This window comes from Streptomyces sp. NPDC055966, from assembly GCF_042269865.1.
In the GTDB taxonomy this organism is placed as follows: Bacteria; Actinomycetota; Actinomycetes; order Streptomycetales; family Streptomycetaceae; genus Streptomyces.
Map to the genome: position 1 here is coordinate 52,489 of NZ_JBHJYK010000011.1, position 22,225 is coordinate 74,713.

General features: G+C 68.4%; 23 protein-coding genes and 5 pseudogenes. 18 read left to right on the plus strand and 10 right to left on the minus strand.

The features are described from left to right. Nucleotides 1-195: 195 nt before the first annotated feature. Nucleotides 196-666 (minus strand): hypothetical protein, encoded by a 471-nt coding sequence (locus ACFC8N_RS23625; RefSeq protein WP_356039381.1) that lies wholly within the window; start codon nt 664-666, stop codon nt 196-198. 1,063 nt (nt 667-1,729) lie between these two features. Here ACFC8N_RS23625 and ACFC8N_RS23630 point away from each other — a divergent pair. From ACFC8N_RS23630 to ACFC8N_RS23645, 4 genes are all read left to right on the plus strand, one after another. Further along, nucleotides 1,730-2,497 carry a transposase gene (locus ACFC8N_RS23630; protein WP_376289822.1) on the plus strand — a complete coding sequence of 256 codons (768 nt, stop codon included), beginning with the start codon at nt 1,730-1,732 and terminating at the stop codon, nt 2,495-2,497. Nucleotides 2,498-2,565: 68 nt separating this feature from the next. Beyond that, nucleotides 2,566-3,072, plus strand: coding sequence for a GNAT family protein (locus tag ACFC8N_RS23635; RefSeq protein WP_356039417.1), 507 nt, complete (start codon nt 2,566-2,568; stop codon nt 3,070-3,072). 137 nt (nt 3,073-3,209) lie between these two features. Then, the gene (locus ACFC8N_RS23640; RefSeq protein ID WP_376289524.1) at nt 3,210-3,836 is read left to right on the plus strand and encodes a transposase; all 627 of its coding nucleotides are present in this window, start codon (nt 3,210-3,212) and stop codon (nt 3,834-3,836) included. Nucleotides 3,837-3,869: 33 nt separating this feature from the next. After that, nucleotides 3,870-4,847 (plus strand): L-threonylcarbamoyladenylate synthase, encoded by a 978-nt coding sequence (locus ACFC8N_RS23645; protein ID WP_376289526.1) that lies wholly within the window; start codon nt 3,870-3,872, stop codon nt 4,845-4,847. 46 nt (nt 4,848-4,893) lie between these two features. Here the strand turns inward: ACFC8N_RS23645 and ACFC8N_RS23650 are convergent, their stop codons facing one another. Continuing rightward, entirely contained in the window at nt 4,894-5,535 is a 642-nt protein-coding gene (locus tag ACFC8N_RS23650) for a carbonic anhydrase (RefSeq protein WP_362823753.1), read from the minus strand. Nucleotides 5,536-5,732: 197 nt separating this feature from the next. Between ACFC8N_RS23650 and ACFC8N_RS23655 the strand changes: the two genes are divergently transcribed. Together ACFC8N_RS23655 and ACFC8N_RS23660 are read left to right on the plus strand one after the other, a co-directional pair. Further along, nucleotides 5,733-6,992 (plus strand): SpoIIE family protein phosphatase, encoded by a 1,260-nt coding sequence (locus ACFC8N_RS23655; RefSeq protein ID WP_362823754.1) that lies wholly within the window; start codon nt 5,733-5,735, stop codon nt 6,990-6,992. 437 nt (nt 6,993-7,429) lie between these two features. Then, nucleotides 7,430-7,672: a hypothetical protein gene (locus tag ACFC8N_RS23660; RefSeq protein WP_376289853.1), complete on the plus strand. Its 243-nt coding sequence runs from the start codon at nt 7,430-7,432 to the stop codon at nt 7,670-7,672. Between the two features lie 6 nt (nt 7,673-7,678). On the opposite strand, the pseudogene ACFC8N_RS23665 reads toward ACFC8N_RS23660, so the two are convergent. Together ACFC8N_RS23665 and ACFC8N_RS23670 are read right to left on the minus strand one after the other, a co-directional pair. Next, a pseudogene (locus tag ACFC8N_RS23665) lies at nt 7,679-7,876 on the minus strand (ISL3 family transposase); the annotation flags it as partial. A gap of 249 nt (nt 7,877-8,125) precedes the next feature. Continuing rightward, nucleotides 8,126-8,998 carry an aldo/keto reductase family oxidoreductase gene (locus tag ACFC8N_RS23670; RefSeq protein WP_356039394.1) on the minus strand — a complete coding sequence of 291 codons (873 nt, stop codon included), beginning with the start codon at nt 8,996-8,998 and terminating at the stop codon, nt 8,126-8,128. A gap of 131 nt (nt 8,999-9,129) precedes the next feature. Here ACFC8N_RS23670 and ACFC8N_RS23675 point away from each other — a divergent pair, with 131 nt between their 5' ends. Then, the gene (locus ACFC8N_RS23675) at nt 9,130-9,576 is read left to right on the plus strand and encodes a winged helix-turn-helix transcriptional regulator (RefSeq protein WP_376289528.1); all 447 of its coding nucleotides are present in this window, start codon (nt 9,130-9,132) and stop codon (nt 9,574-9,576) included. Nucleotides 9,577-9,760: 184 nt separating this feature from the next. After that, nucleotides 9,761-10,525 carry an alpha/beta hydrolase gene (locus ACFC8N_RS23680; protein WP_356039400.1) on the plus strand — a complete coding sequence of 255 codons (765 nt, stop codon included), beginning with the start codon at nt 9,761-9,763 and terminating at the stop codon, nt 10,523-10,525. A gap of 2 nt (nt 10,526-10,527) precedes the next feature. Here the strand turns inward: ACFC8N_RS23680 and ACFC8N_RS23685 are convergent. Further along, nucleotides 10,528-12,067 (minus strand): annotated as a pseudogene (locus tag ACFC8N_RS23685) (ISKra4 family transposase). Between the two features lie 185 nt (nt 12,068-12,252). Here ACFC8N_RS23685 and ACFC8N_RS23690 point away from each other — a divergent pair. The 4 genes and pseudogenes from ACFC8N_RS23690 (at nt 12,253) to ACFC8N_RS23705 (ending at nt 14,326) form a co-directional block, all read left to right on the plus strand. Continuing rightward, complete coding sequence (locus ACFC8N_RS23690; RefSeq protein ID WP_376289530.1) at nt 12,253-12,681, plus strand: arginase family protein; 429 nt, start codon at nt 12,253-12,255, stop codon at nt 12,679-12,681. Nucleotides 12,682-12,799: 118 nt separating this feature from the next. Continuing rightward, nucleotides 12,800-13,237 carry an alcohol dehydrogenase catalytic domain-containing protein gene (locus ACFC8N_RS23695; RefSeq protein ID WP_376289532.1) on the plus strand — a complete coding sequence of 146 codons (438 nt, stop codon included), beginning with the start codon at nt 12,800-12,802 and terminating at the stop codon, nt 13,235-13,237. A gap of 193 nt (nt 13,238-13,430) precedes the next feature. After that, nucleotides 13,431-13,781: pseudogene (locus tag ACFC8N_RS23700) on the plus strand (zinc-binding dehydrogenase); the annotation flags it as partial. A gap of 263 nt (nt 13,782-14,044) precedes the next feature. Continuing rightward, complete coding sequence (locus ACFC8N_RS23705) at nt 14,045-14,326, plus strand: hypothetical protein (protein ID WP_376289534.1); 282 nt, start codon at nt 14,045-14,047, stop codon at nt 14,324-14,326. Nucleotides 14,327-14,799: 473 nt separating this feature from the next. Here the strand turns inward: ACFC8N_RS23705 and ACFC8N_RS23710 are convergent, their stop codons facing one another. Further along, the gene (locus ACFC8N_RS23710) at nt 14,800-15,024 is read right to left on the minus strand and encodes a hypothetical protein (RefSeq protein ID WP_376289855.1); all 225 of its coding nucleotides are present in this window, start codon (nt 15,022-15,024) and stop codon (nt 14,800-14,802) included. 67 nt (nt 15,025-15,091) lie between these two features. On the opposite strand from ACFC8N_RS23710, the gene ACFC8N_RS23715 reads away from it, so the two are divergent. After that, nucleotides 15,092-15,268: a hypothetical protein gene (locus tag ACFC8N_RS23715; RefSeq protein WP_362823767.1), complete on the plus strand. Its 177-nt coding sequence runs from the start codon at nt 15,092-15,094 to the stop codon at nt 15,266-15,268. 354 nt (nt 15,269-15,622) lie between these two features. Here the strand turns inward: ACFC8N_RS23715 and ACFC8N_RS23720 are convergent, their stop codons facing one another. Then, the gene (locus ACFC8N_RS23720; RefSeq protein ID WP_376289536.1) at nt 15,623-16,030 is read right to left on the minus strand and encodes a peptidase inhibitor family I36 protein; all 408 of its coding nucleotides are present in this window, start codon (nt 16,028-16,030) and stop codon (nt 15,623-15,625) included. 1,060 nt (nt 16,031-17,090) lie between these two features. Between ACFC8N_RS23720 and ACFC8N_RS23725 the strand changes: the two genes are divergently transcribed. Together ACFC8N_RS23725 and ACFC8N_RS23730 are read left to right on the plus strand one after the other, a co-directional pair. Continuing rightward, a complete protein-coding gene (locus ACFC8N_RS23725; protein ID WP_376289538.1) occupies nt 17,091-17,390 on the plus strand; it encodes a hypothetical protein in 300 nt (99 codons plus the stop codon). A gap of 128 nt (nt 17,391-17,518) precedes the next feature. Beyond that, nucleotides 17,519-18,275: pseudogene (locus ACFC8N_RS23730) on the plus strand (transposase); the annotation flags it as partial. Between the two features lie 29 nt (nt 18,276-18,304). Here the strand turns inward: ACFC8N_RS23730 and ACFC8N_RS23735 are convergent. After that, entirely contained in the window at nt 18,305-19,048 is a 744-nt protein-coding gene (locus tag ACFC8N_RS23735; RefSeq protein WP_376289539.1) for an SDR family oxidoreductase, read from the minus strand. Nucleotides 19,049-19,147: 99 nt separating this feature from the next. On the opposite strand from ACFC8N_RS23735, the gene ACFC8N_RS23740 reads away from it, so the two are divergent. Next, on the plus strand, nt 19,148-20,050 hold the full coding sequence (locus ACFC8N_RS23740; RefSeq protein WP_376289540.1) for a LysR family transcriptional regulator: 903 nt from the start codon (nt 19,148-19,150) through the stop codon (nt 20,048-20,050). 550 nt (nt 20,051-20,600) lie between these two features. On the opposite strand, the pseudogene ACFC8N_RS23745 reads toward ACFC8N_RS23740, so the two are convergent. Both ACFC8N_RS23745 and ACFC8N_RS23750 read right to left on the minus strand, forming a co-directional pair. Next, nucleotides 20,601-20,832: pseudogene (locus ACFC8N_RS23745) on the minus strand (IS630 family transposase); the annotation flags it as partial. Nucleotides 20,833-21,163: 331 nt separating this feature from the next. Then, nucleotides 21,164-21,364, minus strand: coding sequence for a hypothetical protein (locus tag ACFC8N_RS23750; RefSeq protein ID WP_356024765.1), 201 nt, complete (start codon nt 21,362-21,364; stop codon nt 21,164-21,166). Between ACFC8N_RS23750 and ACFC8N_RS23755 the strand changes: the two genes are divergently transcribed. Together ACFC8N_RS23755 and ACFC8N_RS23760 are read left to right on the plus strand one after the other, a co-directional pair. After that, nucleotides 21,357-21,875 (plus strand): hypothetical protein, encoded by a 519-nt coding sequence (locus ACFC8N_RS23755; protein ID WP_376289543.1) that lies wholly within the window; start codon nt 21,357-21,359, stop codon nt 21,873-21,875. The genes ACFC8N_RS23750 and ACFC8N_RS23755 overlap by 8 nt on opposite strands. 113 nt (nt 21,876-21,988) lie before the next feature. Then, the gene (locus ACFC8N_RS23760) at nt 21,989-22,156 is read left to right on the plus strand and encodes a hypothetical protein (protein ID WP_356024768.1); all 168 of its coding nucleotides are present in this window, start codon (nt 21,989-21,991) and stop codon (nt 22,154-22,156) included. The last annotated feature ends 69 nt before the right edge of the window (nt 22,157-22,225 follow it).

Genomic DNA, 22,225 nt, shown 5'->3' on the forward strand with positions numbered 1-22,225 from the left:
TCACGTCCGGACATGCCACTGCTCTCGCTCGTCGGCGGAGAGGACGAGCGAGGGGCGCAACCGGTAGTGTGCACGTGGAACGTGCCTTCCCGCTGGGCTGACGGAGACCTTGGACAAGCCTCATCGTCCCCGCGCAGAAGGCACTTTCGCGTTCCCGCTCAACATCCGGACGCCGCCGCAAGTGCAACGCGCAGGCTAGTAGAGCTGGATCCGCGCGCTCTGGGCGTTGCCGTAGTAGCTTCCGTTGTACCAGTAGCCCACCTGCATGACGTACGTGCCGTTGGCGTATCCAGCCGGGTAGGCGCTGTCGATCCACTGCTCAAACGTGGATGTCGTCCACCCGTGACAACCCAGATCGCTGCTCCAGCTGGTGCTGCCGTTGGCGTTGACCAACAGCAATTGAGCGCACGGGTCGATGTTCAGCCCGTTGGGGTTTGAGATTTTGACGTCCAGTCCGATCGAGCCTTCGGCCCCCTGAAAGTCACAGGGGTATAGGGAAACGCCGGGGTTTGTGCCGGCCCAGCCGGTCAGTCGGCAGCCGCCGGAACTCATGGCTGCCTGTGCGGACGGGGCGCCGATGAGCCCTCCCGCGAAGACAACAGCGGTTGCCGCGGCCGCTGTGGAGATCATGGCTATCGGGCGTCGGGCCTTGTTCCGTTTGAACATGGGTTCCTGCCTCCTCTGGGTGTTGGATCGACGGCCCCGAGAGGTCAGCCCGAGAGACCAAATCCCCCCGTGCCGGCCGGTGTGACGTAGATCCTCATGTGCTGAGAGGGAGGTGGAGCAGCCATCGGTGATCGCTTTCCCCCGTCAGCGTCGCAGCGATCATGGCCGCTGATCTTTCGTCCGGTCAAGACCAGCGCCGGATCCAGCACTGTCGGCGCGGATGAGGATCCCCGCCGAGGAACCACCACCGTGGCCATGGGTGTGCGCCTTCGCCGAACCGCCGCCCGCGTCGCCTCGGCGCACGTCTGGGACTGCCCGACCGGGTGCCCAGCGAGGACACCGAGCCTTGGCCACCGGACACGCAAAACAACGGGCTTCCATTTCACCAAGGGGCGGTCGGGCAGCTCCAAGAACCTGACCTTCCCCGCCGACGGGACGAAGCCGCAGATCGTGTTGCGCGACGCGGTGAACAACGACGTCGACATCCTCCGCCACGCCGACACTGCCTGGTGTTCACCGACCCCCTGCCGCCGCACGGGTTGGCCCGGCGGCAGATGGTCATTTGGTCGACGCAGCAGGGGGTGCTGCTTGCGCCAGGAGTGGCACAGCTCGGTGAACTCCTGCTGACGTGCGGCCAGGAGGCCCTGGAGGCGCTTCAGGTGGCAGTCGAGAAAGTGCACGCCGTCCTGGAAGGACTGGAAACCGATGGTGAACCACAACTGGCCGAGCTTCGCGGGCGCTTGGGTGCTCTTCCTCGGTCATCTCGCGGCCGTCGGCCGATCCCGGCTCGCACGCCACCGCGGTGCGGCCCTGCGACAGGCGGCGGATGGCCGCGCCTGCAAGCACCGGGCCCAGGCCTTTCGGCGGCCTGCGCTCAAATCAGGTATCACGTGTCCAGCGATCAGCGTAGATCGATTCCTAGGCCGCGAGTCGCGGTTTCGCCCTAGACCAGGGGGAGTTGGGCGCAACGTCGTGCGCCGTCGGCATTGGCTGCCAAGGGCGCACCCGCTCCTGGCTAGAGGTTGTCCCGTATCCGGTGGGACGGTTGTTGCGTTGGCTGGGCATGGGTGGGGTGATCTCAGCGGATGATCCGAAGTGGATCGAGCTGTTCGCCGGGCTGAGCGAGTCGCAGTTCACCCCGCTGGTGGCGTTGGTGCGGCGTCGCGGTGGCGACGTGCAGTGCGGCCGGCCCTGGCGGCTGCCGCTGGACGACCGGGTGTTGCCCGTGGCGACGTACCGGCGCACGAACCTGACGTTGCGGCAGGTGGCGCCGTTGTTCGGGGTCTCAAAGTCTGCGGCTGACCGCGTCCTCGACCGCCTGGCGCCCTTGCCGGCCATGTGGCCGGCCCGGCGGCCACGCAAAGACACCGTCCACATCGTCGACGGCACCCTGGTGCCCACCCGTGATCGCAGCGTGGCCGCGTCCAGCAAGAACTATCGGTACCCGGCCAACCTGCAGGTCGTGATCGACGCCAACAGCCGCCCGGTGGTGGCGATCGGCATGCCGCTGCCCGGCAGCCGCAACGACTGCCGGGCGTTCACGGAGTCCGGCGTCGACCGGGTCTGCCGCGGCGCACCGGCCATCGCCGACGGTGGATACCAGGGCACCGGCCTGCTCATCCCGCACCGCAAACGACGAGGACAGACGCACCTCAGTCCGCGCCAGGAGGCGGAGAACGCCGACCACCGCCGGGCGCGAGCCCGGGTGGAACACGCCCTGTCCCGGCTGAAGAACTGGAAAATTCTGCGGGACTGCCGACTCAAGGACCACGGCGTTCACCACGCGCTGCCCGGCATCGCCCGGCTCCACAACCTGGCCCTCACTGAATAACTCACGCCCCATACGGGACAACCTCTAGACGAGTGGATCCGAAGTCGGGGATGATCAGTGGCATGCGGATGGTCCTGCGCGGAGCCCTGGTGACGCTTCGCCCGGCGACGGTGGGCGATATCCCGGCTCTGGCCGCGATCCGGACCACGCCTGAGGTGTACGCGCGCTGGCGGGGCGGCGACGACCTGACGGCCGCGGTGGCCGAGGACCTCGAAGATCCCGGGGCCCGGACCTTCGCGGTCGAGCACGGCGGCAGAGTGGTCGGCGCTATCCAGTGGGGCGCCGAGGACGAGCCGGACTACCGCCATGCCAACATCGACATCTATCTCGACCCGGCGGTGCACGGGCGCGGTCTTGGCACTGACGCCGTCCGCGCCCTGGCACGCCATCTGATCGATGATCACGGATACCGCCGACTGGTGATCGACCCGGCCGCCGACAATGCCGCCGCCATCCGGTGCTACCGCAAGGTCGGCTTCCGCCCGGTGGGCATCATGCGGCAGTACGAGCGCGGCCCGGAGGGCAGCTGGCACGACGGGCTGCTGATGGACCTGTTGGCGGAGGAGCTGGAGTAAGTCTCCCGTTCGGTTCCACCAAGGCGGCGAGGGCCTCGATGATCCGTGTGTGACGGCAGCTGCGGCAAGTTTCCGTACCTGCCGCAGCGCGCGGGCTGCAACAAGCGGCTCCGCACCGCGATTCCGCTGGTCAAGGCGTGATCAGGGACCTGGCGAGGGGCAGCGACTTCTGGTTCGGCAACCACTGGTTCACCGACTCGACCCCGGTCCCGTGCGGGATGTCGCGCCCGACCGTGCAGCGCTCAACCCTGGCAGGCTGGGCCGGCTACGGCTACTGCGCCTCACACTCGCGATTCTTCTGGGGCCTGCGCCCCTACCTGGTCTGCATCCTGACCGGGATGCCGATCATGTGGGCGCCGGCCAACTCGAAGATCGGCGAGCGCGAGGTCCTCGCTGCGATGCTCAAGGTCGACGCCGATCTGATCGCCAACCGCGAGGGCATCCTGCTCATCTCGGACAAGGGCTTTGCGTCGAAGGCCTTCGAGAAGGACCTCGCCCGCCTCGGCATCCAGCTGCTGCGGCCGTCCTTCAAACGCGAGAAGGAACGATACGGCGAACCGATGCTCAAGAAGGTCCGCCAGTTGATCGAGTCGGTCAACGACACCCTCAAGGGCCGACTCGACCTGGATCAACACGGCGGCCGGACCATTGAGGGCGTCGCCATCCGCGTCGCCCAGCGCGTCCCGGCGATGGCAGCCGGGATCTGGCACGACAACAAGACCGGCGCACCAGACGCCCGGCCGCTCATCGCCTTCGACCACTGATCACTTCGGATCTACCCGTCTAAGATTGCGAAGGTGCCAGCAAGAACCAGTGACATCGAGAAGGCGGCCCGTGTGCTGCGCGCCGGCCGCCTGGTGGCCCTCCCGACCGAGACCGTCTACGGACTGGGCGCCAACGCCGAGGACCCCGTCGCCGTCGCGCGCATCTTCCAGGTCAAGGGACGTCCGCCGTCCCACCCGCTGATCGTCCACATCGGCGGCGCGGAGCATCTGGACGACTGGGTCAAAGACGTGCCGGCGACGGCGCGCCTGCTGGCCGAACGCTTCTGGCCTGGGCCGCTCACGCTGGTCCTGCGGCGCGGTCGCCGAGTGCCCCTCGAAGCGACGGGTGGCTTGGAGACCGTGGCCGTGCGCGTGCCCGATCACCCCGTCGCCCTCGCGCTGCTGTCGACCTTCGGCGGCGGTGTCACGGCCCCGTCCGCCAACCGCTTCGGCTCGGTCAGCCCTACCACGGCGGACCACGTCCGTGCCGAGCTCGGGGAGGCGGTCGACTTCGTGCTGGACGGTGGTCCCTGCTCGGTCGGCGTCGAGTCGACCATCGTCGACGCCACGGGCGAGATCCCGAGCATCCTGCGTCCCGGCGGGGTGACGCGAGAGGACCTTGAAGCGGTGCTGGGGTGCCCGCTCGCGGTCCCCTCGACCAGCCGTGTCCGCGTGCCGGGCCAGCATCCGTCGCACTACGCGCCGCGTGCGCGAGTCGTCCTCGTCGAGCCCGAGCAGGTCATCGCCGAAGCGGAGCTCGCGCAGGAGCTGGGGCAGCGGGTTGGGGTGTTTCTTCCCCCCGCCTTCGCCGACGCTCCAGTGAAGGCACACGCCGTGGTGACGGTCCCCGCTTCGCCGGCTGCCTATGCGCGCGGACTGTACGGGTTCCTGCGCGAACTCGACCAGCAGGGGTGCGACCTCATCGTCGCCTCCTTGCCGGTGGAGGAGGGGCTGGGACTGGCGATCGCCAACCGGCTCCGCCGCGCCGCGGGGCCCCGGGCCTCCGCGTGACCAGCATCGGATTGGTGGCGTGCCCGAGCGGCCACGGCCGTGGCGGTCAGGACGCGGCGGGCACCGCCACATCGAGGCCGCGGGCCGCGACGAGCTGCGCGCTGCCGTCGGCCAGGCGGTAGCACAGGCCCACCACGGCCGCCTGCCCGGCGGCGACCTTCTCGGCGAGCGCCCGGGAGCGGTCCAGCAGCAGGTCGACGGTGTGCCTTATGTGCTCGGCGAGGATCTCCTCGGGCTCGACCTTTCCGGCGGCCCGCGCCGCCAGCACGCTGGGCGTCACCCGCTCGACGACGTCCCGGACGTACCCGGCCGGTGTCATGCCGTCCTCCAGCGCGGCGCACGCCGCGCCGACCGCGCCGCACGAGTCGTGTCCGAGGACCACGACCAGCGGGCAGCCCAGCACGTCTACGCCGTATTCGATGCTGCCCAGTACCTCCGGGCCCATGACGTGGCCGGCGGTGCGCACCACGAACAGGTCGCCCAGGCCGCGGTCGAAGATGATCTCGGCGGCCAGCCGGGAGTCGGAACATCCGAACAGCACGGCGAAGGGCTGCTGGGACGGTGCGATCTCGGTGCGGCGGGTGGCGTCCTGGTTCGGGTGCTCAGGGGTGCCCGCGACGAAGCGCTGGTTACCGGCCAGCAGCAGCTCGAAGGCGTCGCGGGTCGTCGGGCGCTGGATCTCGGTCATGGCTGCAGCCTACGAGTCGGCGCCAGGCGACACATCGCTTGGCCATGCGGAGGCCTCTTCCCGGGACGCGGTCATACGCCGTCCCGCGGCACCGGCCGCGAGGCAGCGGTACATCCCGCTGCTCACGAGCGAGCCCGGCGGGCGCGGGGACCGGACTCTCGTAAAATTGAAGAGGGAGCCGCTGGCAGGGAATGCGTGTGACACCGGAGATTGATTACCTGGGTGTGTTCGCCGCCCTTCCGAGCCCGTGCCTGGTGCTCGGCACGGACCTGGTGATCGGCGCTGCCAACCGGGCCTTCTGCGAGGTGACCGGACGGAGCCGGGTCGAGCTGCTCGGGCAGTACCTTTTCGATGTCTTCCCGGACAACCCCGCCGACCCGGAGGCTGACGGGGTGGACACGCTGAAGGCCTCACTGCACCGTGTCCTGTCCTCTGGCCAGACCGATCACATGGCGTTGCAGAAGTACGACATCCCGGTCCAGGGCAATCCCGAGGTGTTCAAGGAGCGGTGGTGGACCGCGATCAACGTGCCAGTCCTTGGCACGGACGGCAAGGTCGCCTGGATCATCCACCGGTCCGAGGACATGACCGACGTCGTCCGTGCCCACCGCAGTGCGCACCCGCCGTCGGTCAGCCCCGGCCGGGAGGCGGCCATGGAGGCCGAGCTGTACGCCCGGGCGCGACAGCTGCAGCAGCTGAACGAGGAACTGCGGCAGGCCCACGCCCGTGAACGGCACATCGCCGTCGCCCTCCAAGAAGCCATGCTCCATTCCCCGGACCTGGCCCGACACCCGAATATCGCCGTGCGCTACCTGCCCGCGACCGGATCACTGAACGTGTGCGGCGACTGGTACGACGCGGTCGACCTGCCCGCGGACCGATTCACCGTCACGGTCGGCGACGTGGTCGGCCACGGGCTGATGGCCGCCACGATCATGGGCAGGCTCCGCAGCGCACTGAGCGCCGCCACCCGCACCGTCCACGGCCCCGCCCAAGCCCTGGAGGTCCTGGGACTGTACGCCCGCTCGGTCGAGGGAGCACTGGCCGCCACCGCCGTCCAGGTCCTCGTCGACTGCCACAGCCACCTGCTCATCTACAGCAGCGCCGGCCACCCCCCGCCCGTCCTGCTGCACCCGGACGGCTCCTGCGACCTGCTCGACCAGGCCACCGACCCACCCCTGGGCGCCCGCCCCGAACACATCCCCCGCCCCCAGGCCAACACGCCCTACACTCCCGGCGACACCCTCATCCTCTACACCGACGGCCTGATCGAACGCCGCGACGAGGACATCGACACCGGCCTGACCCGCCTGACCTCCACGCTCGCCACCTGCACCGACTTCGGCGCGGAACACCTCGCCGACACCCTCCTCGCCCGCCTGGGCCTCGCCAGCGGCGCCGACGACGACATCGCCATCGTCGTCGTCCGCCTGGACCGAACAACCCGACCGTACTGATCAGGCCCAGTTCGCCCATGGCGGAAGGCGGCCGGCTTGGTGCGGTCGCATGGCGGCTCCGGCAGTCCGCCACGTCACCACAGCCGAGAGCGGCAGGGCTTTGTCACGATGCCCGCTATGGAGCAGTTGCCGATTGCCTGACCCGCTCACCGCAGCCCGGACGCCACCGGCACCGACGCTTTCCACGCCGCGTACCGGCAGGCCATGGCGCAGCACGCCGTATTCGTCACCATCGAATCCGAAAAGCGTCAGGTGTGGACCGTCAAAGCGGACACGCTCACCGTCGGCTCCGGCCACACCATCGACGACGCGGTGAACGAGGCAGTCCGGGCCGCGATCACCCGCCTGCTCCAAAGCCGTGAGGTCGAATGGGACGCCTGCACGGGCCCGGCCTACTTCATGATGCACGGCGTGCGCAGCGAAGCCGGATGGGTTGGATGGCCCATTCACCCGAGGAGGACCATGCCCCCTTCGAGGGCGCCAGCCCGCAGCTGGCCGAGCGCATGGCGAACGTGGCACGGAGTGTTCTGGCCGTGCTCGCACCCGATGGCGGCGCGGAGGCGGACGCGGTGCTGCTGGTGGTGTCCGAGCTGGTCAGCAATGCGGTGGGGTCTGCTGCCGGTTTGGGTGACAGGTTGACCTGCCCCACCTCTCAGGTTCCAGTTCTGCCGGCTAACTGACGGCCTTCGCGAAGGGCTTTCACGCGGTGTGCCTTCGCAACCGCAGCGGCGGCACCACTGATCGGACTCGACGACCCGGCACGCGAGAACCGCACGATCCGGGGCGAGTCGCTGACCGGTGACTTTGAGCCCGAGCTCGTCAAGGCGGCAGAACGTATTCATGCCAGCGCGGGCGAAGCCCGCCGCAGGGGTAGCGTCGTGCAACGTCGAGATCTTCCGGATGGGCTTGGTGCAGGAACCCCCTTCCTCGGGAGTCCTCGACGCCTACCCGGCCACCGACGCGGGGTGAGCTGCCACCGCCGGTGTGACGCAAGTTCCTGACGGTTGATGATCTGCAGTCGTCCAGGGGAGGGCGAATCTTTCCGCTTTGCCCTGGTCGCGCGAAGGTGACCGGGGCCGGAACGTGAACGGTGGCTTCGGTCGTGGCTTGTGGGCCGTTCAGCTCTGGGGCATTCAGCGGCCGATGTCGTCCAGTTCGGCCACGTCCTCATGAGAGAGGGAGAGTCCCGCGCCAGTGATGTTCTCGCGCAGGTGCGCCGTCGATGACGTGCCGGGGATGAGCAGGATGTTCGGTGATCGCTGCAGCAGCCAGGCCAGTGCGACCGACATCGGTGTCGCCTCCGATCGAGCGGCGACCGCCGAGAGCACCGAGGACTGAAGCGGGGTGAAGCCCCCGAGGGGGAAGAAGGGCACGTACGCGACGCCGTCGGCGGCGAGCCGGTCGATCAGCTTGTCGTCGTGGCGGTGAGCGAGGTTGTACATGTTCTGCACGCACACGACCGGCGCGATGCCCTGCGCCTCGGTGACCTGCTCCGAGGTGACGTTGCTGAGTCCGAGGTGGCGGATCAGGCCCTGCTGCTGGAGTTCGGCGAGCGTCTCGAACGCCTCGGCGAGCGAGCCGGGCTGAGGACCTTCGGCGTTGCCGAGCCGGAGATTGACCAGGTCGAGTACGTCGAGCCGGAGGGACGTGAGGTTGTCTTGGACCTGGCGGCGCAGATCTTCGGGTCGCCGGGCCGGAGGCCAGCCACCCTGTTCGTCGCGGGTCGCGCCCACCTTGGTCACGATGTGCAGCGACTCGGCATAGGGGTGCAGCGCCTCGCAGATCAACTCGTTGGTGACGCGCGGCCCGTACGCGTCACTGGTGTCGATGTGGGAGATACCGAGGTCGACCGCTTCACGCAGAACGGCCAGGGCACCCTCGCGATCGGCGGGCGGCCCCATGACCCACGGGCCGGCCAGTTGCATGGCGCCGTAGCCGAACCGGGTGACGGTCAGGTCCCCCAGAGTCCAGGTGCCGCCGGGAAGAGAGAGGGAGGGTGTGCTCATCGTGTGACCTTTCGTCGTGCACTTGGGGGTGGCGCCTGCTGCCTCCCTGCATCAGCATTGGAGAGAAACTTCCTGTCGGGAAGTAGGCACTTTGGAGTGCGTAACCCACCCATGGGTGAGAGGTGCGATCAGTGACGACGACGAAGGCGGCCCAGAAGAGGGCTCAGGCCAAGATGGAGTACAACGCGTTCCTGGCAGGGTGCCCCAGTCGGCAGCTGCTCGACCGAATCTCGGACAAGTGGGTCGTCCTGACCCTGTGCGCGCTGGGCGGCGACAACGGCCCTGGCCAGCCCGGTGAAGCACACGCAGACGCTCCGAAGGCGATGCGTTACTCCGAGATCTATCGTCTTCTGGCCGGGGTCAGCCAGAAGATGCTGACCCAGACGCTACGCTCGCTGGAGCACGATGGTCTGCTCACCCGTACCGTGACGCCAACCGTCCCTGTCACCGTCTCCTACGAGCTGACCGACCTCGGCCTCTCGCTCCACCACATGACGCGCGGGCTCAGAAACTGGGCGCAGACGCACATGGCCGAGGTCCTTGCAAACCGCGAGAACTACGACTCTCGCACTTCCTGACGACTCACACCCAACCGTCCAACAGCTCCACATTCTCGGCGCTACACCCTCAACTGCGAAGAGCCTTCAAAGTGAGATGGGTGTAGCTCGTCTTGGGTGCGGGCTGTCTCCCTTGAAGCGGACGGGCTGCGTACTGGCCGCTGTTCAGCCGTGGTTGTCGGTGTTGACCCCTATGATCCGCGTTATGCGTGATTTCCTCATGGCGGGTGGGCGGAAGCTGTCGTATCTGGACTTCGGTGGTCCGGGCCGGCCGCTTGTGGTCCTGCACGGGCACTACAACGAGGCAGCTGCGTTCGCGTCGCTCGCAGAGGTGTTGGCGCCGCGGTGGCGGGTGATCGCGCTCGATCAGCGCGGTCATGGAGAGTCCGACCGCGCCTGTCGTTACGAGCGGGACGATTACGTTGCCGATGTCGTCGCCTTCCATCGGCATCTGGGAGTCGGCCCCGTGGCGGTGCTGGGCCACTCGTTGGGCGGGGTGAATGCCTACCAGTTCGCCGCACGGCACCCGGACAAGGTCAGCAAGCTGATTGTGGAAGATATCGGTGCAGTCGTCGCCTGCGACTGGTCGTTCACCACGCGTCTCCCCTCTCACGTGCCGTCCCGAGAGGAACTGGTCACGGCTTTGGGTGGGACTGCGCCCTATCTGGAGTGCTCGTTCCGGCAGAGGGTCCAGGGCTGGGGTTTCTCGTTCGGCATCGACGACACTGTGGCGTCCCAGAAGGCTCTCAACGGTGATCACTGGGGTGACTGGACAGCGGTGTCCTGCCCGACCCTGCTGATCCACGGAATACACAGTGACGAGTTGACGGCCGATCACGCCCGTGACATGGTCGCCCGCCGCGGCGGACTGGCCCGCCTCGTCGAGTTGGCTGCCGGTCACGTCGTGCATCACGATGCTCCGGAGCAGTTCGCCGCCGCGGTCACCACGTTTCTGTCCGAACCCTGCTGAGCTCAGGCTGCCGGGCGGTATCTGTTCTGGTCAGGGTCCTGATACCTGCGGTGATGCTCGTGGGCAAGATGGTGACGCCAGTAGGCGTCGAGGTCGCCGTTGCTGATGAGGGCGCGGAGCTTGAGGACGGATTCGGCCCCCGCGAGTCCCCAGCGGGCTCCGGTGATGTCGAGCCGGTCGGCGATCAGATGCTGGCATGCGCCCCCGATCACGCCGGTCGCGATGGGCCAGCCCGCGGCGAGCGCGGTCGTACCGCAGGAACGCTTCCTTGCTGCTGAGGTAGCGGATGCAGGCGTCCACGCTGTGCCGTTGAGCAGGTGTCAGCCTGCCACGTCAGCCTGTTTCCCGATCGATCCGGCTGCCTGGGCACCGCCGGCCAGGACGGTGAGCGCGTGGACGGCGACCCAGTCCTCGGCGGCGGGATCACCGCTGTGGTGGAAGGACCAGGCTGCCTGCCAGAGGTACTCAAGAACATGAACGAAGTCGACGGCGATGTCGATGGTGATGCCACGGCAGGCGGCTTCGGTCTGGATGAGGTCGAGCTGATGGCGGGCGCCGTCGACGAGCACGACCCAGCGACGGCGATGGCCGGGGTCCCGGGCTTCGGCCTGGTCGAAGGCCGCCTTGACGACCGTGGCGGCATCGTCGATGACGGATCCGTGCAGCCACTTCGATGCAGCTTTAGGTCCTGGCCTGAGCCTGCGTCGGGCCGTGGCGGCCGCCAGGCGGGGCGATGATGTCGTGCGGACGCCGGGGTACGGGGTCGGCGTCGTAGACGGCAGCGAGAGTGGCCATGCGCTTGCGGGCCGGTTTCTCCCCGGAAGCCAGCCGGGTGCGGAGCAGGCCAGGACGGGCAGCAGCGGCCTCCCGGGGCGCGGGCCGCAGGGCGTCCGGGCGCAGGGCGTCCGGGCGCATCACGATGCCCTTGCCGTCCACCGAGATCACCAGCAGCGTGCGGGCAGTGCACAGAGCGGGAATGCGTGCACGGCAGAACGCGTCGATGTCCGCAGCGGCGTCCACGACGAGGTCTTCGACCTGGCGTTTGCCGATCACCGCCCCACAGCGGCGCGTGATCGCCGCCGTCGCGGTGTCGAACGAGGCCCGCACCGATTCCAGCACGGCCAGCCGGGCCAGTGAGTGCGAGTGCCGCCGTGCGGGCAGCGACAAAGCGGCATCGGCCCAGGTAGATGTTGACGGCGCCAGGCCTCCGCCATGCGCACCGGCGGACGGTCACGGTGCCGAACAGCGTGGCCGGCTGCCGCTGATGGCCACGCTCCAGGCGGGAACGGACCAGACGGTCGGAGCCGGTCACCACGGCCGGCGGGTGCGGACGCTTTCCTCCTCGCGCAGGGCGCGCAGGTCGAGGTGGTCCCGCAGGAGCTGCCGCATCAGCAGCCGGCCGCGGGTATCGACGAGTTCTTCCAGTTCGTGGTGGGCCAGTCGGCCGGTGGCCGGGTCGTGCAGCTGGGCCACGAGGGCGTCGAAGAATTTCACCGAGGCCGCCAACAGGTCAGCACTCGGCGGGGTGTCGTAGCGTTCCACCGCGGGCTCTTTTCTCTGGGGCGGTGCGAATTGGTCGGCGCCTTCGACCGTACGGAGAAGGGCCCCTTGGTCGCCATCCCCTCACGGCTCGTTCCCGCTGCCGGGCAGCAGAACAAACACGCCGGGGGTGTTCTCCGTCATCCGGCCCCGCGTCACCAGGCGCTTGAGCTTCGATCGGACCCCCCGTGATCACCAGCCACGGCGACCCCGCGATGTCCCAGCCCCTCCCGGCCACCGTCCCGGCCGACCGGGTCGCCCTCGTCTGCCTGCACGACCGGGTCGAGGACTCCTACGCCCATGTCGGCGAGTGGGGCATCACCGCCTTCGGCCCCGATTCCCCGCGCGCCTCCAGTCGGCCGCTGCTCGACTGGCTCGCCGCCACCGGCTGCTCGCGTGTCGCCGTCCACCTCGACGTCGACGCCGTCGACGCGAACGAGGGCCCGCTAGGCCTCGGCAAGGTACCCGGCGGCCTCACCAGCGCCCAGGTCAACCGCATCGTCCACGACATCAACGGCGCGTACGACGTCGTCGGCACGACCATCGCCGAGTTCTTCCCGCGCGACGTCGTCCACGTCCAGCAGGTCCTGCACGGCTTCCCGCTCATCGGCGGCTGATCACCATCCCCGTCCCACCCGGCACCCGCTGAGGCCGTCCCCGAACACCCTGGCCCTGGGGACAGCCTCAGCCCTCGCCAACGACAGCGCGACAGCGCGACCAGGAGCATCCCCTCTCATGAAGGCGATCGCCACCCGCCGCTCCGGCACTCCCGGCGAGATGACCGTCGAGGAACGGCCCGTGCCCGCACGCCGCCCCGGCCAGACCCTGGTCCGCGTGCGTACGGCGCCCATCAACCAGCTCGCCAACTCCCTGCGCACCGGCGCCTTCGGCAGCCTGCCGGTCCCGATCGTCCTGGGCAACGAAGGAGCGGGCACCGTCGAGGAGAGCGCCACCCTCCCCGCCGGTACCCGCGTCGCCGTCCACGGCCACGGCGACATCGGCGTCACCATCGACGGCCTCTACCAGCAGTACGTCACCGTCCCCGACCAGCATCTCCTTCCCCTGCCACCACCCTCGACCGGGCCGAAGGCGCCGCCCTCACCGTCAACTACCTCACCACCTACCTCGCCCTCACCAACGCCGCCCACGTACAGCGCGGGCAGACCGTCCTGATCTCCGGTGCCATCAGCGGCATGGGCGGCGCACTGGCGCAGACCGGCAAGGCGCTCGACGCCCGCCCCGTCGCCGTGGTCTCCACCCCGCACAAGGCACAGCGCGCAGCCGAGGCACGGGCCTACGCGATCACCGACCTGTCCACGCGCGATCTGCACCAGGCCGTCGCCGAGGCCACCGGCAGGCGGGGGGGGCGGATGCCGCCCTGGATCCCGTGGGCGGAGTACGGCTGGGTGAACTGCTTCGCTCCGTACGAAACGGCGGCACCGTGGTCTCTCCCGGCTTCACCGGCGGCGAGCAGGCCGAACTCGACGTCGTCGACCTGCGCATCGGCGAAAAACACCTCACCGGCTACGCCATCCCCAACGAACCCGAGGAAGCCATCGGCCCCGGTCTGAAGACGATCGCTGCGCTGGCCGCGCAGGGCGCCCTCCGCCCCGTGATCGACAGCCGGTTCGCCCTCGACGATTTCGAGGACGCCTTCGCCCGCCCCGGTACCGGTCACCTATCCCTCTGGGCCCGGTCCCGATCAGGCCGGCCGTGAGGAAGTGCCACGTACGTGGGACTGCCGGCGGTGCCACCGACCTGAGACGGCGGAACAACCGCTGGTCAGCAACCACGGCCTGTGCCACAGCCCGTGAGTCCCTACATCAGCCTATGAGCGGTACCGGCGCCCGCACGCGTGTAGCCACCGCAGCCCACAACCGGCGCGCCATTGTCCGATTTGCGACATTTCACATTAATGTCTCATACGCGGAAGAAGTCGATCCACCAGAGATCGTACCCATTCACTTTCACGGAGACCACATGCACAAGCTTCGCAAGGCTGCCGTCCTGGTCGCTACCCTCGGCAGCGTCGGACTCATGACCGCCGGCACCGCCCACGCCGGCGGCGAGGGCGGCCACAGCGACCACTTCAACATCCAGCAGAGCTCCACATGCAGGTCGCACGACCTGAACCTCGACGTCCTCGGCGAGGTCGGACTCCTCAACGGACTGTTGGGCAACGGCCTCAACGGCGAGGGCAACCCGGGCGCACAGCAGACCAGCATCGGCTCGACCATGGGCTGCAACAACAGCGCCCTCTAAAGACAGGCGCGCCTCTCACGCGGACCGAGGGGCGCGCCGGGCTTCACATCCGGGCGCCGCAAGCCCGAGATGCTGAACGCACGACCGCCCCGCCTCAGCCGTGGAGGGCGGGGCGGAAGGCGGTGCGTCAGGTAGCCGGTCGGGTGCGCTGCACCCGACCGGACGACGCCCCCTGCGTGCTGTGCTGCCGTTGGTCGTTCGTCGTTGGGTCAACAGGTTCTCGGATGCCCGGGTTTCCCACGAGCAGACGGACGTCCCAGGCTCAGGATGCCAGACGCACGGCCGACCGGTCTCGATCTCGGCAGCCCGCTGGGGGCGTCGCCGGACGTACTCCGGAAGTGGGTGAGCGAAGGCCTCACTGGCAGTCCGGCACCGGAACCCCCGCGCCACTGTGCAACTGGACACTCCGCACGATGCGTTGCCAGTCCCAGTGCTCCCGGCGGACGGGGGCAGAGGGATCTCCTGTCATGCTCTCAAAACACAGAGAACAGGGCGGATTTCAGGCGCATGAGACGAAAGACCATCTTGGCAGTGCTCATGTCCGCGACCCACAGTTGATCGGGCCGGCTCGCGGTGAAGTCGCGGTCGACCAGGTCGAGCGGACGGGGTGGCATCGACTCCGGAACCGTGGTGCGGCCACGGATGACGCTCTCCAGGCCCAGCTCGGCCATCAGGCGCTCGACCGTGCAGCGGGCCACCTCGCGGGCCCTTGCGCCGAAGCGCGCGGGTGATCCGGCGGGCACCGTAGGTGCCGCCCGACTCCGCGTGGATCTCCTCGATCAGCGGCATGAGCTGTTCGTCGCGGAGCCAGCGGGCCGACGTCCGCCGCTTCTTGCGAGCGAAACACGTCGACGGCGACAGCTCAAGAACCCGGCAGACGGGATCGACCCCGAGACCTCTGTCACGCAGGTGGTCTATCACCTGCTCGGCGTCGTCCGTTGACGGTCGATCTCCTGCGCAAAAAACACGGAGGCGGCTTTGATGATCTCGATCGCCCGCACATCAACTCCGCTACTTCCATACGGAGTTGCCTGAGCTCGCCCTGCTCGGCGCTGGTCAGCCGGTCGTCGCCCTCGCGGACCCAACCACGCAGGGCTTCCTTGGGGATGGGCCCTCGGTCTGAACGTGGGCGATCGGGCGGCCGGTGGCTCGGACCTCACGGATCGCGCGCTCGCGAAGCACGCGGGCTTTTGCGCGTGACTGGCTCGGAAGCATTCCTTGGAGGGCCGCGAGTTGACTCCTCCCCGGTGGGTGCCACTGGGGCGCCCGGGGAGGAGCACGGGCACGGCTGTGCGGCTATCCGATGGTATAGGGGAGGAATTGGACCGAGGAGGCCACGTCGTTGAAGCCGTTGCCGTTGTTGAAGCTGATGGATTCACCGGGCAGGAGTGTCACGGGCACTCCCTTGAAGTCACAGTCGGGGTAGATGCGGACGAGGAACCGGCTGTTGTTGACGACGGAGCTGGTGACGTCGTTGAAGTTGTAGTCGTCGAGGTGGGTGATGTCCTCAGTGGTCCGCAGGATGCGGGCTGCAGTGGGGACGTTGTAGTCCCAGTTGTCGTAGAGGCAGACGTAATTGCGGGTGCACGCATCCCGGCCCCGGCCTCGGATGATCGAAGCGTCGGCGGATGCGGGAGCAGCTGTCGTCAGCATGGCGGCGGTGATGAGCGCGATGCCGACTGCGAAGTGGGCTGAGAGTTTCATGGCGTTTCTTGCTTTCATGGAAGGACTGCGGCCGGGCATTCGATCCAACGCAACGAGGGCAGGGTGCAGGGATGACGCCGGGCGGGAGCCGACGCCGGATGCGGGCAGAGAGCCGGCCACACGGCCGACTGCACACACCCAGCGTCGCGACTACATTCAGTAGCGGCAGCACTACTTTTCGCAGTCGACAGGGGTGTCGGAGCAGCGCCACCGACACTCCCCCAGCCCGCTACGTCCGCCAACTGGACGCCCCCACAAGCCCCTTGCGCAGTCCGACCTCAGCGCCGGCGGCCCTCAAGGCAGCACACCCCAGCTGGACCACAGCCCTCTTCCAGCACCTCGCATGGCCAGCGGAGCGGCAACGCGCCTTCCACTCTGGTCCCGGTTCCGCCGGGGCGCCGGCGACATACCGGCAAGCAGCGCGAGTTTCATACCGTCCACGCCGAGTCCCTGGCCCTGACTCCAGAGCAGTGCTCCGCAGGCGCAGTACCCCAACGCCTCGTCCACATCGATCACCGTCCATCCGTTGGCTACGACCTTTCCGGGCCCTGGCCGGCCCGTCCTTCTTCGAGAACCTCCTGGAGGAGGCCGATTCGATCCGCGAGGAGGGCGTCTTCACCGACGCCGTCGACGGCGACCGCGAAGCCCTCTCGTCGCCGCCGATATCGCCGCCGTGGCCGCCGGTCTTCTGCTGGCCGCTCCTGAGCCGGCGCCGGTAGTGTCCCGGCCTTCGGCCCGCAGGACCTGTCCCCCAACGACCTGGCCGACATCTGGACCGAGCGACTCGGCCGCCCCGTCCGCCACGAACGCCAGCCGCTCGACGAACTGCACACCGCCCTCGTCGGCTGCGGCCTCAACGAAGCGTTCGTCCGGCGGCATCGTCGGCATGAAGCGGGCGAAGGACGTCGGCCTCGCCCCCGTCGCCATCTGACACCCCCGTTCCACCCGACGGGCCGACGTCCCCTGGCCGATGCACCTATCCGAGTGCCTTCCGGACGTACCCCGAGCGACGACGCCCGGGGATGGGTAGGTCGTTTTGGATCAGGTGGCCTCGGGATCCGTGAGCAGATCAGCCAAGTACACGATGGTCGGGCGGTACGAAGGGATGACCGATCCCGCCGAAGCGGGGCGCCGAGTGGACGAGGGGTTCGTCCCCCTCCTCCGCCAAGTCCCGGGCTTCGTGGCCTACTACTGGGTTGATGCCGGGGACGGAGTGATGCTCTCCACCAGGGTCTTCGAAGACCAGGCCGGGGCCGACGAATTGGTCAAGAGGGCGGCGGACTTCGTACGGGACAACCTCGCACCGCTCCTGCCCAACCCTCCTCAAGTGACAGCCGGGCACGTTGTGGCTGCCGGATAGCGGCGCAGCCGAGCCGGTCGGCGGGCCCATCCTTCGTACCCGGGCGGGATCTCTCCCCGGAAGATCTCATCGCCCTCCGGGGCCCGCAGTGCACCCGGTCGCGGCCAGGCCAGTGGTACCGGCCACGGCTCGGCCGCCGTTGCCTGCCCAGCAGCCGTCCCCGCCAATTCGGCAATGACGATGAACACTTCGTCATCCAGACGGCCACCACCCGCCCCACCAAGCTCGGCCAGCCCTTCACCCGCTGGTCACTGCGCAAACTCGTCGCCTACCTGCGCAAAGCCCACGGCCGGATCATCCGCATCGGCCGCGAGACCTTGCGCTGCCTGATCGCCCGCCACGGTGTCGCCTTCCAGCGCACCAAGACCTGGAAGGAATCCCCCGACCGGGTGCCGGCCACCTACCACCGCACCCACGGGGTGCGGTTCATCCACGGCTGCTAGTCGGTCGGCGGCCGACACCCTGTGGGGCGTCAACCGGCGCAAGGAGGGCTCCGTGAACACGCTGGCCGCGCTGAAGTCGATCCGCGCCGTCCGGCTCGACGGCGCCCCGGTCTACGTGATCACGGACAAACGGACAACCTGTCCGCCCACAAGGGCGCCGGCATCCGCCGTTGGGCGAGCAAGAGCAAGGTCGAGTTGTGCTTCACCCCGACCTACGCCTCGTGGGCGAACCCCATCGAGGCGCACTGTGGACCGCCGCGGCAGTTCACCGTCGCCAACTCGACCTATCCCGACCACACCGTGCAGGCCCGAGCCCTCCACGCCTACCTGCGCCAACGCGCGCCACCGCGACGTCCTGGCCGCCGAGCGCAAGGAACGCGCCCGCATCCGCAGCGAGAGGGGCATCCGCTGGGGAGGACGTCCCCTTGCCGCCGCGGCCTGAACGACGGTGAACCGATGCGGTCAGAGCACCTAGAGTTGCGATGCTCCTCCGTCGACAGGGAACTCCGTTCCCGTCGAGAAGGTCGCACCGAACGCCAAGTACGCCACCGCGGCGGCCACTTCCTCGGCCTTCCCCAGCCGCTGCATGGGGTTGGTGCTCCGGTAGGTGTCCTTCATCGTCTCGACGACGTCGGCGGGCAAGGAGCGGTCCAGGATGCCGGTGTCGATCGGGCCGGGGCTCACGGCATTGACGCGCACCTTGCGCGGCAGCAACTCGCGGGCCAGGGTGCGCGTCATCGACCGCAGGGCTGCCTTGGTGGCCGAGTAGACACTGAGCTCGTCGAGGCCGAGGACGTTCACCACCGACGTGGTGAGGACCACGCCGCTTCCCTCGCGCAAGAGCGGCGCCAACGCCTGCACCGTGAAGTACGGGCCCTTGGTGTTGATGCCGAACATCGCGTCGTACATCTCCTCCGTCGTCGAGTCGAACGGCGCGGACGCAGTGACACCGGCGTTGACGAACAGCGCGTCCACCGCGCCGAAGTGCTCCCTGACCGTGTCAGCCAGCGCCTCGATGTCCTTCAGGCATGCGGCGTCGCTGCGGACGGCGACCGCCTTGTCCCCCAACTGCTCCAGCGCGGCGTCCAGGGTGGACCGGGTGCGGCCGGTGATCAGTACGTGCGCCCCACCGTCCGCGAACAACCGGGCCGTAGTCAGGCCAATACCGCTGCTTCCACCCGTGATCACGATCTTCTTGCCGTCATAAGTGGTCATGCCCCCAACTCAAATATCCACCCGCACTCCCTGTCCAAGACCTGTTCCGTATGCCGTCATGTCCCAGGCGTATGACGACAGGCGACGTACCCTGGGCGAATGGACGTCGATCTGCGGCTCGTGCGCTATTTCACGGTCGTGGCGGAGTACGGCAACTTCGGCCGGGCCGCCACCAGGCTGCACCTGGCGCAGCCGTCGCTGAGCCGTCAGATCCAGCGACTGGAGGCTCAGCTCGGCGTCCGGCTTTTCGACCGTTCTCCGCAGGGCAGCAGCCTCACCGACGCCGGTCAGGCATTCCTGCCCAGGGCCCGGATGCTGCTCCAAGAGGCCGAGCAAGCCGCTCGCACGGCCAGAGCAGCCGCCCAGCCCCGCACCATCACCGTCGGCTACGCCGAAGGACTGGTCATCACCGCCTGCATGCAGGAACTGCGCCGCCGGCACCCTGACGGCCAGGTCCGCACCCGGCACCTCGGCTGGCGTGACATGCACGCCCTCGCCGAGGGGCGGATCGACGCCCTCGTCGCGTACAGGCCGCTGTCCTTCCCCACGGACGGCTTCCGGGTGACCAAGCTCCATGAGGAGTCGCGGGTTCTCGTCACGTCGGCCAGACACCATCTGGCGAAAGAGAAAGCTGTCAGCCTGCGGACTCTGTCGGCCGAGGAACTGGTGGCCTGCGTCAGCACCCCGGTTGTCTGGAGCACGCCCAAGCCGGTCGGCGACCGCCCGGCACCACCCCCGCCCGCGATCGACGACAGCTACGAGGACAAGCTGGAACTCATCGCCACCGGCCACTGTGTCGCGATCTTCCCTGCCGGCGATCGACGCGCCGCTGTGCGCGAGGACATCGCCCTGGTGCCCGTCATCGACATCGATCCCTGCGAGGTCGTACTCGTCACGCGCGCCGACGACCCCAACCCGCTGCTCGGGCCACTGGAAGACGTCGCACGTGCGTTGCTCGGCACTACCTCCCGAGGGGAGAACAACGAACTGCCGGTCAACTGACCCCCACTGCCTCTGCGAGGTGTTCCACTTGGCTGTCGCCGCGCTGCACGGTCAGCGGGGCTGGTCGACCGCTCCCGGTCGGCGTGAGGCCGACTCCGCCGATTTCCTGTTCGGTCCGTCAGCCGTACATCGCCACGCGGTACGGACACGCAAGTGGGCCACCAAGAGGACAGGGATTGCGGCTTGTCGACGGAGTCGAGCGTGTTCCACCTCCCCGGATTCACGGAGACGGACATCTGCCGGTTGTCGTCGGCACCGATCATGCTGAGCGTGCCACCGTCTCGACGGCGCCGCCGCGGCGACCCCGGAAGACGCTCTGGCCGGCGCCCCGTCGGGTGCAGCCCGAAACCGTAGTCGTAGTCGAGGATCTTTCCCTCCTGGGGGACGACCGAGGCGGTGCGTTGCGTCGGCCGGGCGGAAACGCGGTGCGCCAGCGGCCGCTGCGCTCGGTGATGAGTTGGGGGCTGTACCGGTCGGCCATCGTGCCGGTCACCGCTACCAGGAACTGGGCGGCGAGACGGTAGTTGAGGGGTGGAAACGGCTCCCCCGACTGGGGGCCGGGGCAGGCCAGGCCGATCTCGTTGAACCGGTGGATCACTTCCCGGTTGGTTCCCTCGTAGGCCTGGACCAGCTGGGCGATCAGCGGCACCCGGTTTCCGCGAGGCCAGCAGCATCATCGCGCCCCGACAGCGCACCGAGCCGGTGCTGCCCCGGCGCACGATCTGCTGAAGCTTGTGCCCCTCCTGGTCAGCAGGTCTGTACACACGGACAGGCTCGGCCAACCCAGCACCTCCAGCACGATCGGACGTCAGCGCACATCCAACCGCCACCACAGTCGACCCGGTGAGGTTCCCCCGGTGTGCGGGAGGCGCTGGTCATCTGGTCAACTCCCGCCCACAGTAGTCGAGTTGGGAGCTTCACGGATGTGTACTGACAGCGCTGATCCGCATGGTGGATCAGCTTGCCCGGTTCGACTTCCCAGCTCGCGAGCGCGTACTCAAGGGTGGTCAGGACCAGGTCTGACCAGCTCCGCGTCCGTGAGCTGCGGCGCGATCCCGACAGCTGGCCTCCACGGCGCCAAGTCCGGACGCTCCTTCAGGTCGAATGTGCGGGTCACAGCCACTCGTTGATGGCTGCGACGAGGACCGTCGCCTCGTAGCGGACCGCGAGTTCGTCGTAGCGAGTTGAACGAAGGACGAGGGGGCGGACGGGCTCCGCTTCGAGCAGAGGACGCCCCCGCCTGCGAAAGCTCGCGCTCACCGCGCACGGCACCGTCTCGGTCGGCTGGGTCGGCGCGACAGCCGTCTTGCTCATCTTCGCGATCACCTGCCTGACGAGCCATGACTCCCTGTTGGTGTGGTCCGTCTACGCCGTCATGGGGCCGATCGGCTGGTTCGTCTTCGTCCCGCTGTGCCTCGCCTCCCTGGCTGCCGGGTTGGTCTCGTCACTCGGTACTGCCTGGGGCCTGTTCCGGTACGAGCGCGTCGGGATCAAGCTGGTGATCACCCGCCTTTCCACCCTGGTCCTGCTCATCCACACGAGCCCGATCGACCGGATCTCCCAGATGGCGCGGCCGCGACGTGATCCGGCGGCGAACTCAAAAGGCTGCGGGTCCAACTCGTCGTCCAATCCGCTGCCCCCCGGTGGCACTACTGGCAGCGACGGCACTGTCCGTGTACAAACCGCAGGGCCTCACCCGGTACGGGCTGCACAGTCAGCCCGGGACGCCACCCCCTCGCCGCTCTCGGGGCGCGTGCGGGCCACCGGTCATCTGCGGCTTGGGCTCGCCTCGTGGGCTTTGAGGCCGCTCTGGCGGTCTGGTTGAGACGGTCGCGGTTGGTCTTCTCGGCGCCGGTCGGCAAAAAAGTCGCCCTGAGGAGACATCCCTTTCCCGCTCCCGAACGTATCCCGGGTACAGCAAGTTTCGGGAGGAACACAATGGCTGTCTTCACCAGTCTCCTGCCCGCGTTCCGTGGTCACCGTGACGACGACCGCCACGATGACGATCACGGGCACCGGCACGATCACCACCGTCACGACCACGACGACCGTCACGGCCACCGGCACGACCACGACGACCGCCACGACCACGACGACCGCTACTGAGACCACACACCAGGCCGAGCGGACCGGTGGCCGGGTGAACCGGTCCGCTTCGCCGCTCTCCGGGGAACG

Excerpts from the sequence above, each read along its gene's own strand:
- ACFC8N_RS23720 (WP_376289536.1), bottom strand. The coding sequence starts at position 16,030 with ATGAAACTCTCAGCCCACTTCGCAGTCGGCATCGCGCTCATCACCGCC.
- ACFC8N_RS23735 (WP_376289539.1), bottom strand. The coding sequence starts at position 19,048 with ATGACCACTTATGACGGCAAGAAGATCGTGATCACGGGTGGAAGCAGC.
- ACFC8N_RS23760 (WP_356024768.1), top strand. The coding sequence starts at position 21,989 with ATGGCTGTCTTCACCAGTCTCCTGCCCGCGTTCCGTGGTCACCGTGAC.
- ACFC8N_RS23740 (WP_376289540.1), top strand. The coding sequence starts at position 19,148 with ATGGACGTCGATCTGCGGCTCGTGCGCTATTTCACGGTCGTGGCGGAG.
- ACFC8N_RS23705 (WP_376289534.1), top strand. The coding sequence starts at position 14,045 with ATGCACAAGCTTCGCAAGGCTGCCGTCCTGGTCGCTACCCTCGGCAGC.
- ACFC8N_RS23650 (WP_362823753.1), bottom strand. The coding sequence starts at position 5,535 with ATGACCGAGATCCAGCGCCCGACGACCCGCGACGCCTTCGAGCTGCTG.
- ACFC8N_RS23670 (WP_356039394.1), bottom strand. The coding sequence starts at position 8,998 with ATGAGCACACCCTCCCTCTCTCTTCCCGGCGGCACCTGGACTCTGGGG.
- ACFC8N_RS23750 (WP_356024765.1), bottom strand. The coding sequence starts at position 21,364 with ATGAGCAAGACGGCTGTCGCGCCGACCCAGCCGACCGAGACGGTGCCG.
- ACFC8N_RS23625 (WP_356039381.1), bottom strand. The coding sequence starts at position 666 with ATGTTCAAACGGAACAAGGCCCGACGCCCGATAGCCATGATCTCCACA.
- ACFC8N_RS23680 (WP_356039400.1), top strand. The coding sequence starts at position 9,761 with ATGCGTGATTTCCTCATGGCGGGTGGGCGGAAGCTGTCGTATCTGGAC.
- ACFC8N_RS23695 (WP_376289532.1), top strand. The coding sequence starts at position 12,800 with ATGAAGGCGATCGCCACCCGCCGCTCCGGCACTCCCGGCGAGATGACC.
- ACFC8N_RS23630 (WP_376289822.1), top strand. The coding sequence starts at position 1,730 with ATGGGTGGGGTGATCTCAGCGGATGATCCGAAGTGGATCGAGCTGTTC.
- ACFC8N_RS23635 (WP_356039417.1), top strand. The coding sequence starts at position 2,566 with ATGGTCCTGCGCGGAGCCCTGGTGACGCTTCGCCCGGCGACGGTGGGC.
- ACFC8N_RS23660 (WP_376289853.1), top strand. The coding sequence starts at position 7,430 with ATGGCCCATTCACCCGAGGAGGACCATGCCCCCTTCGAGGGCGCCAGC.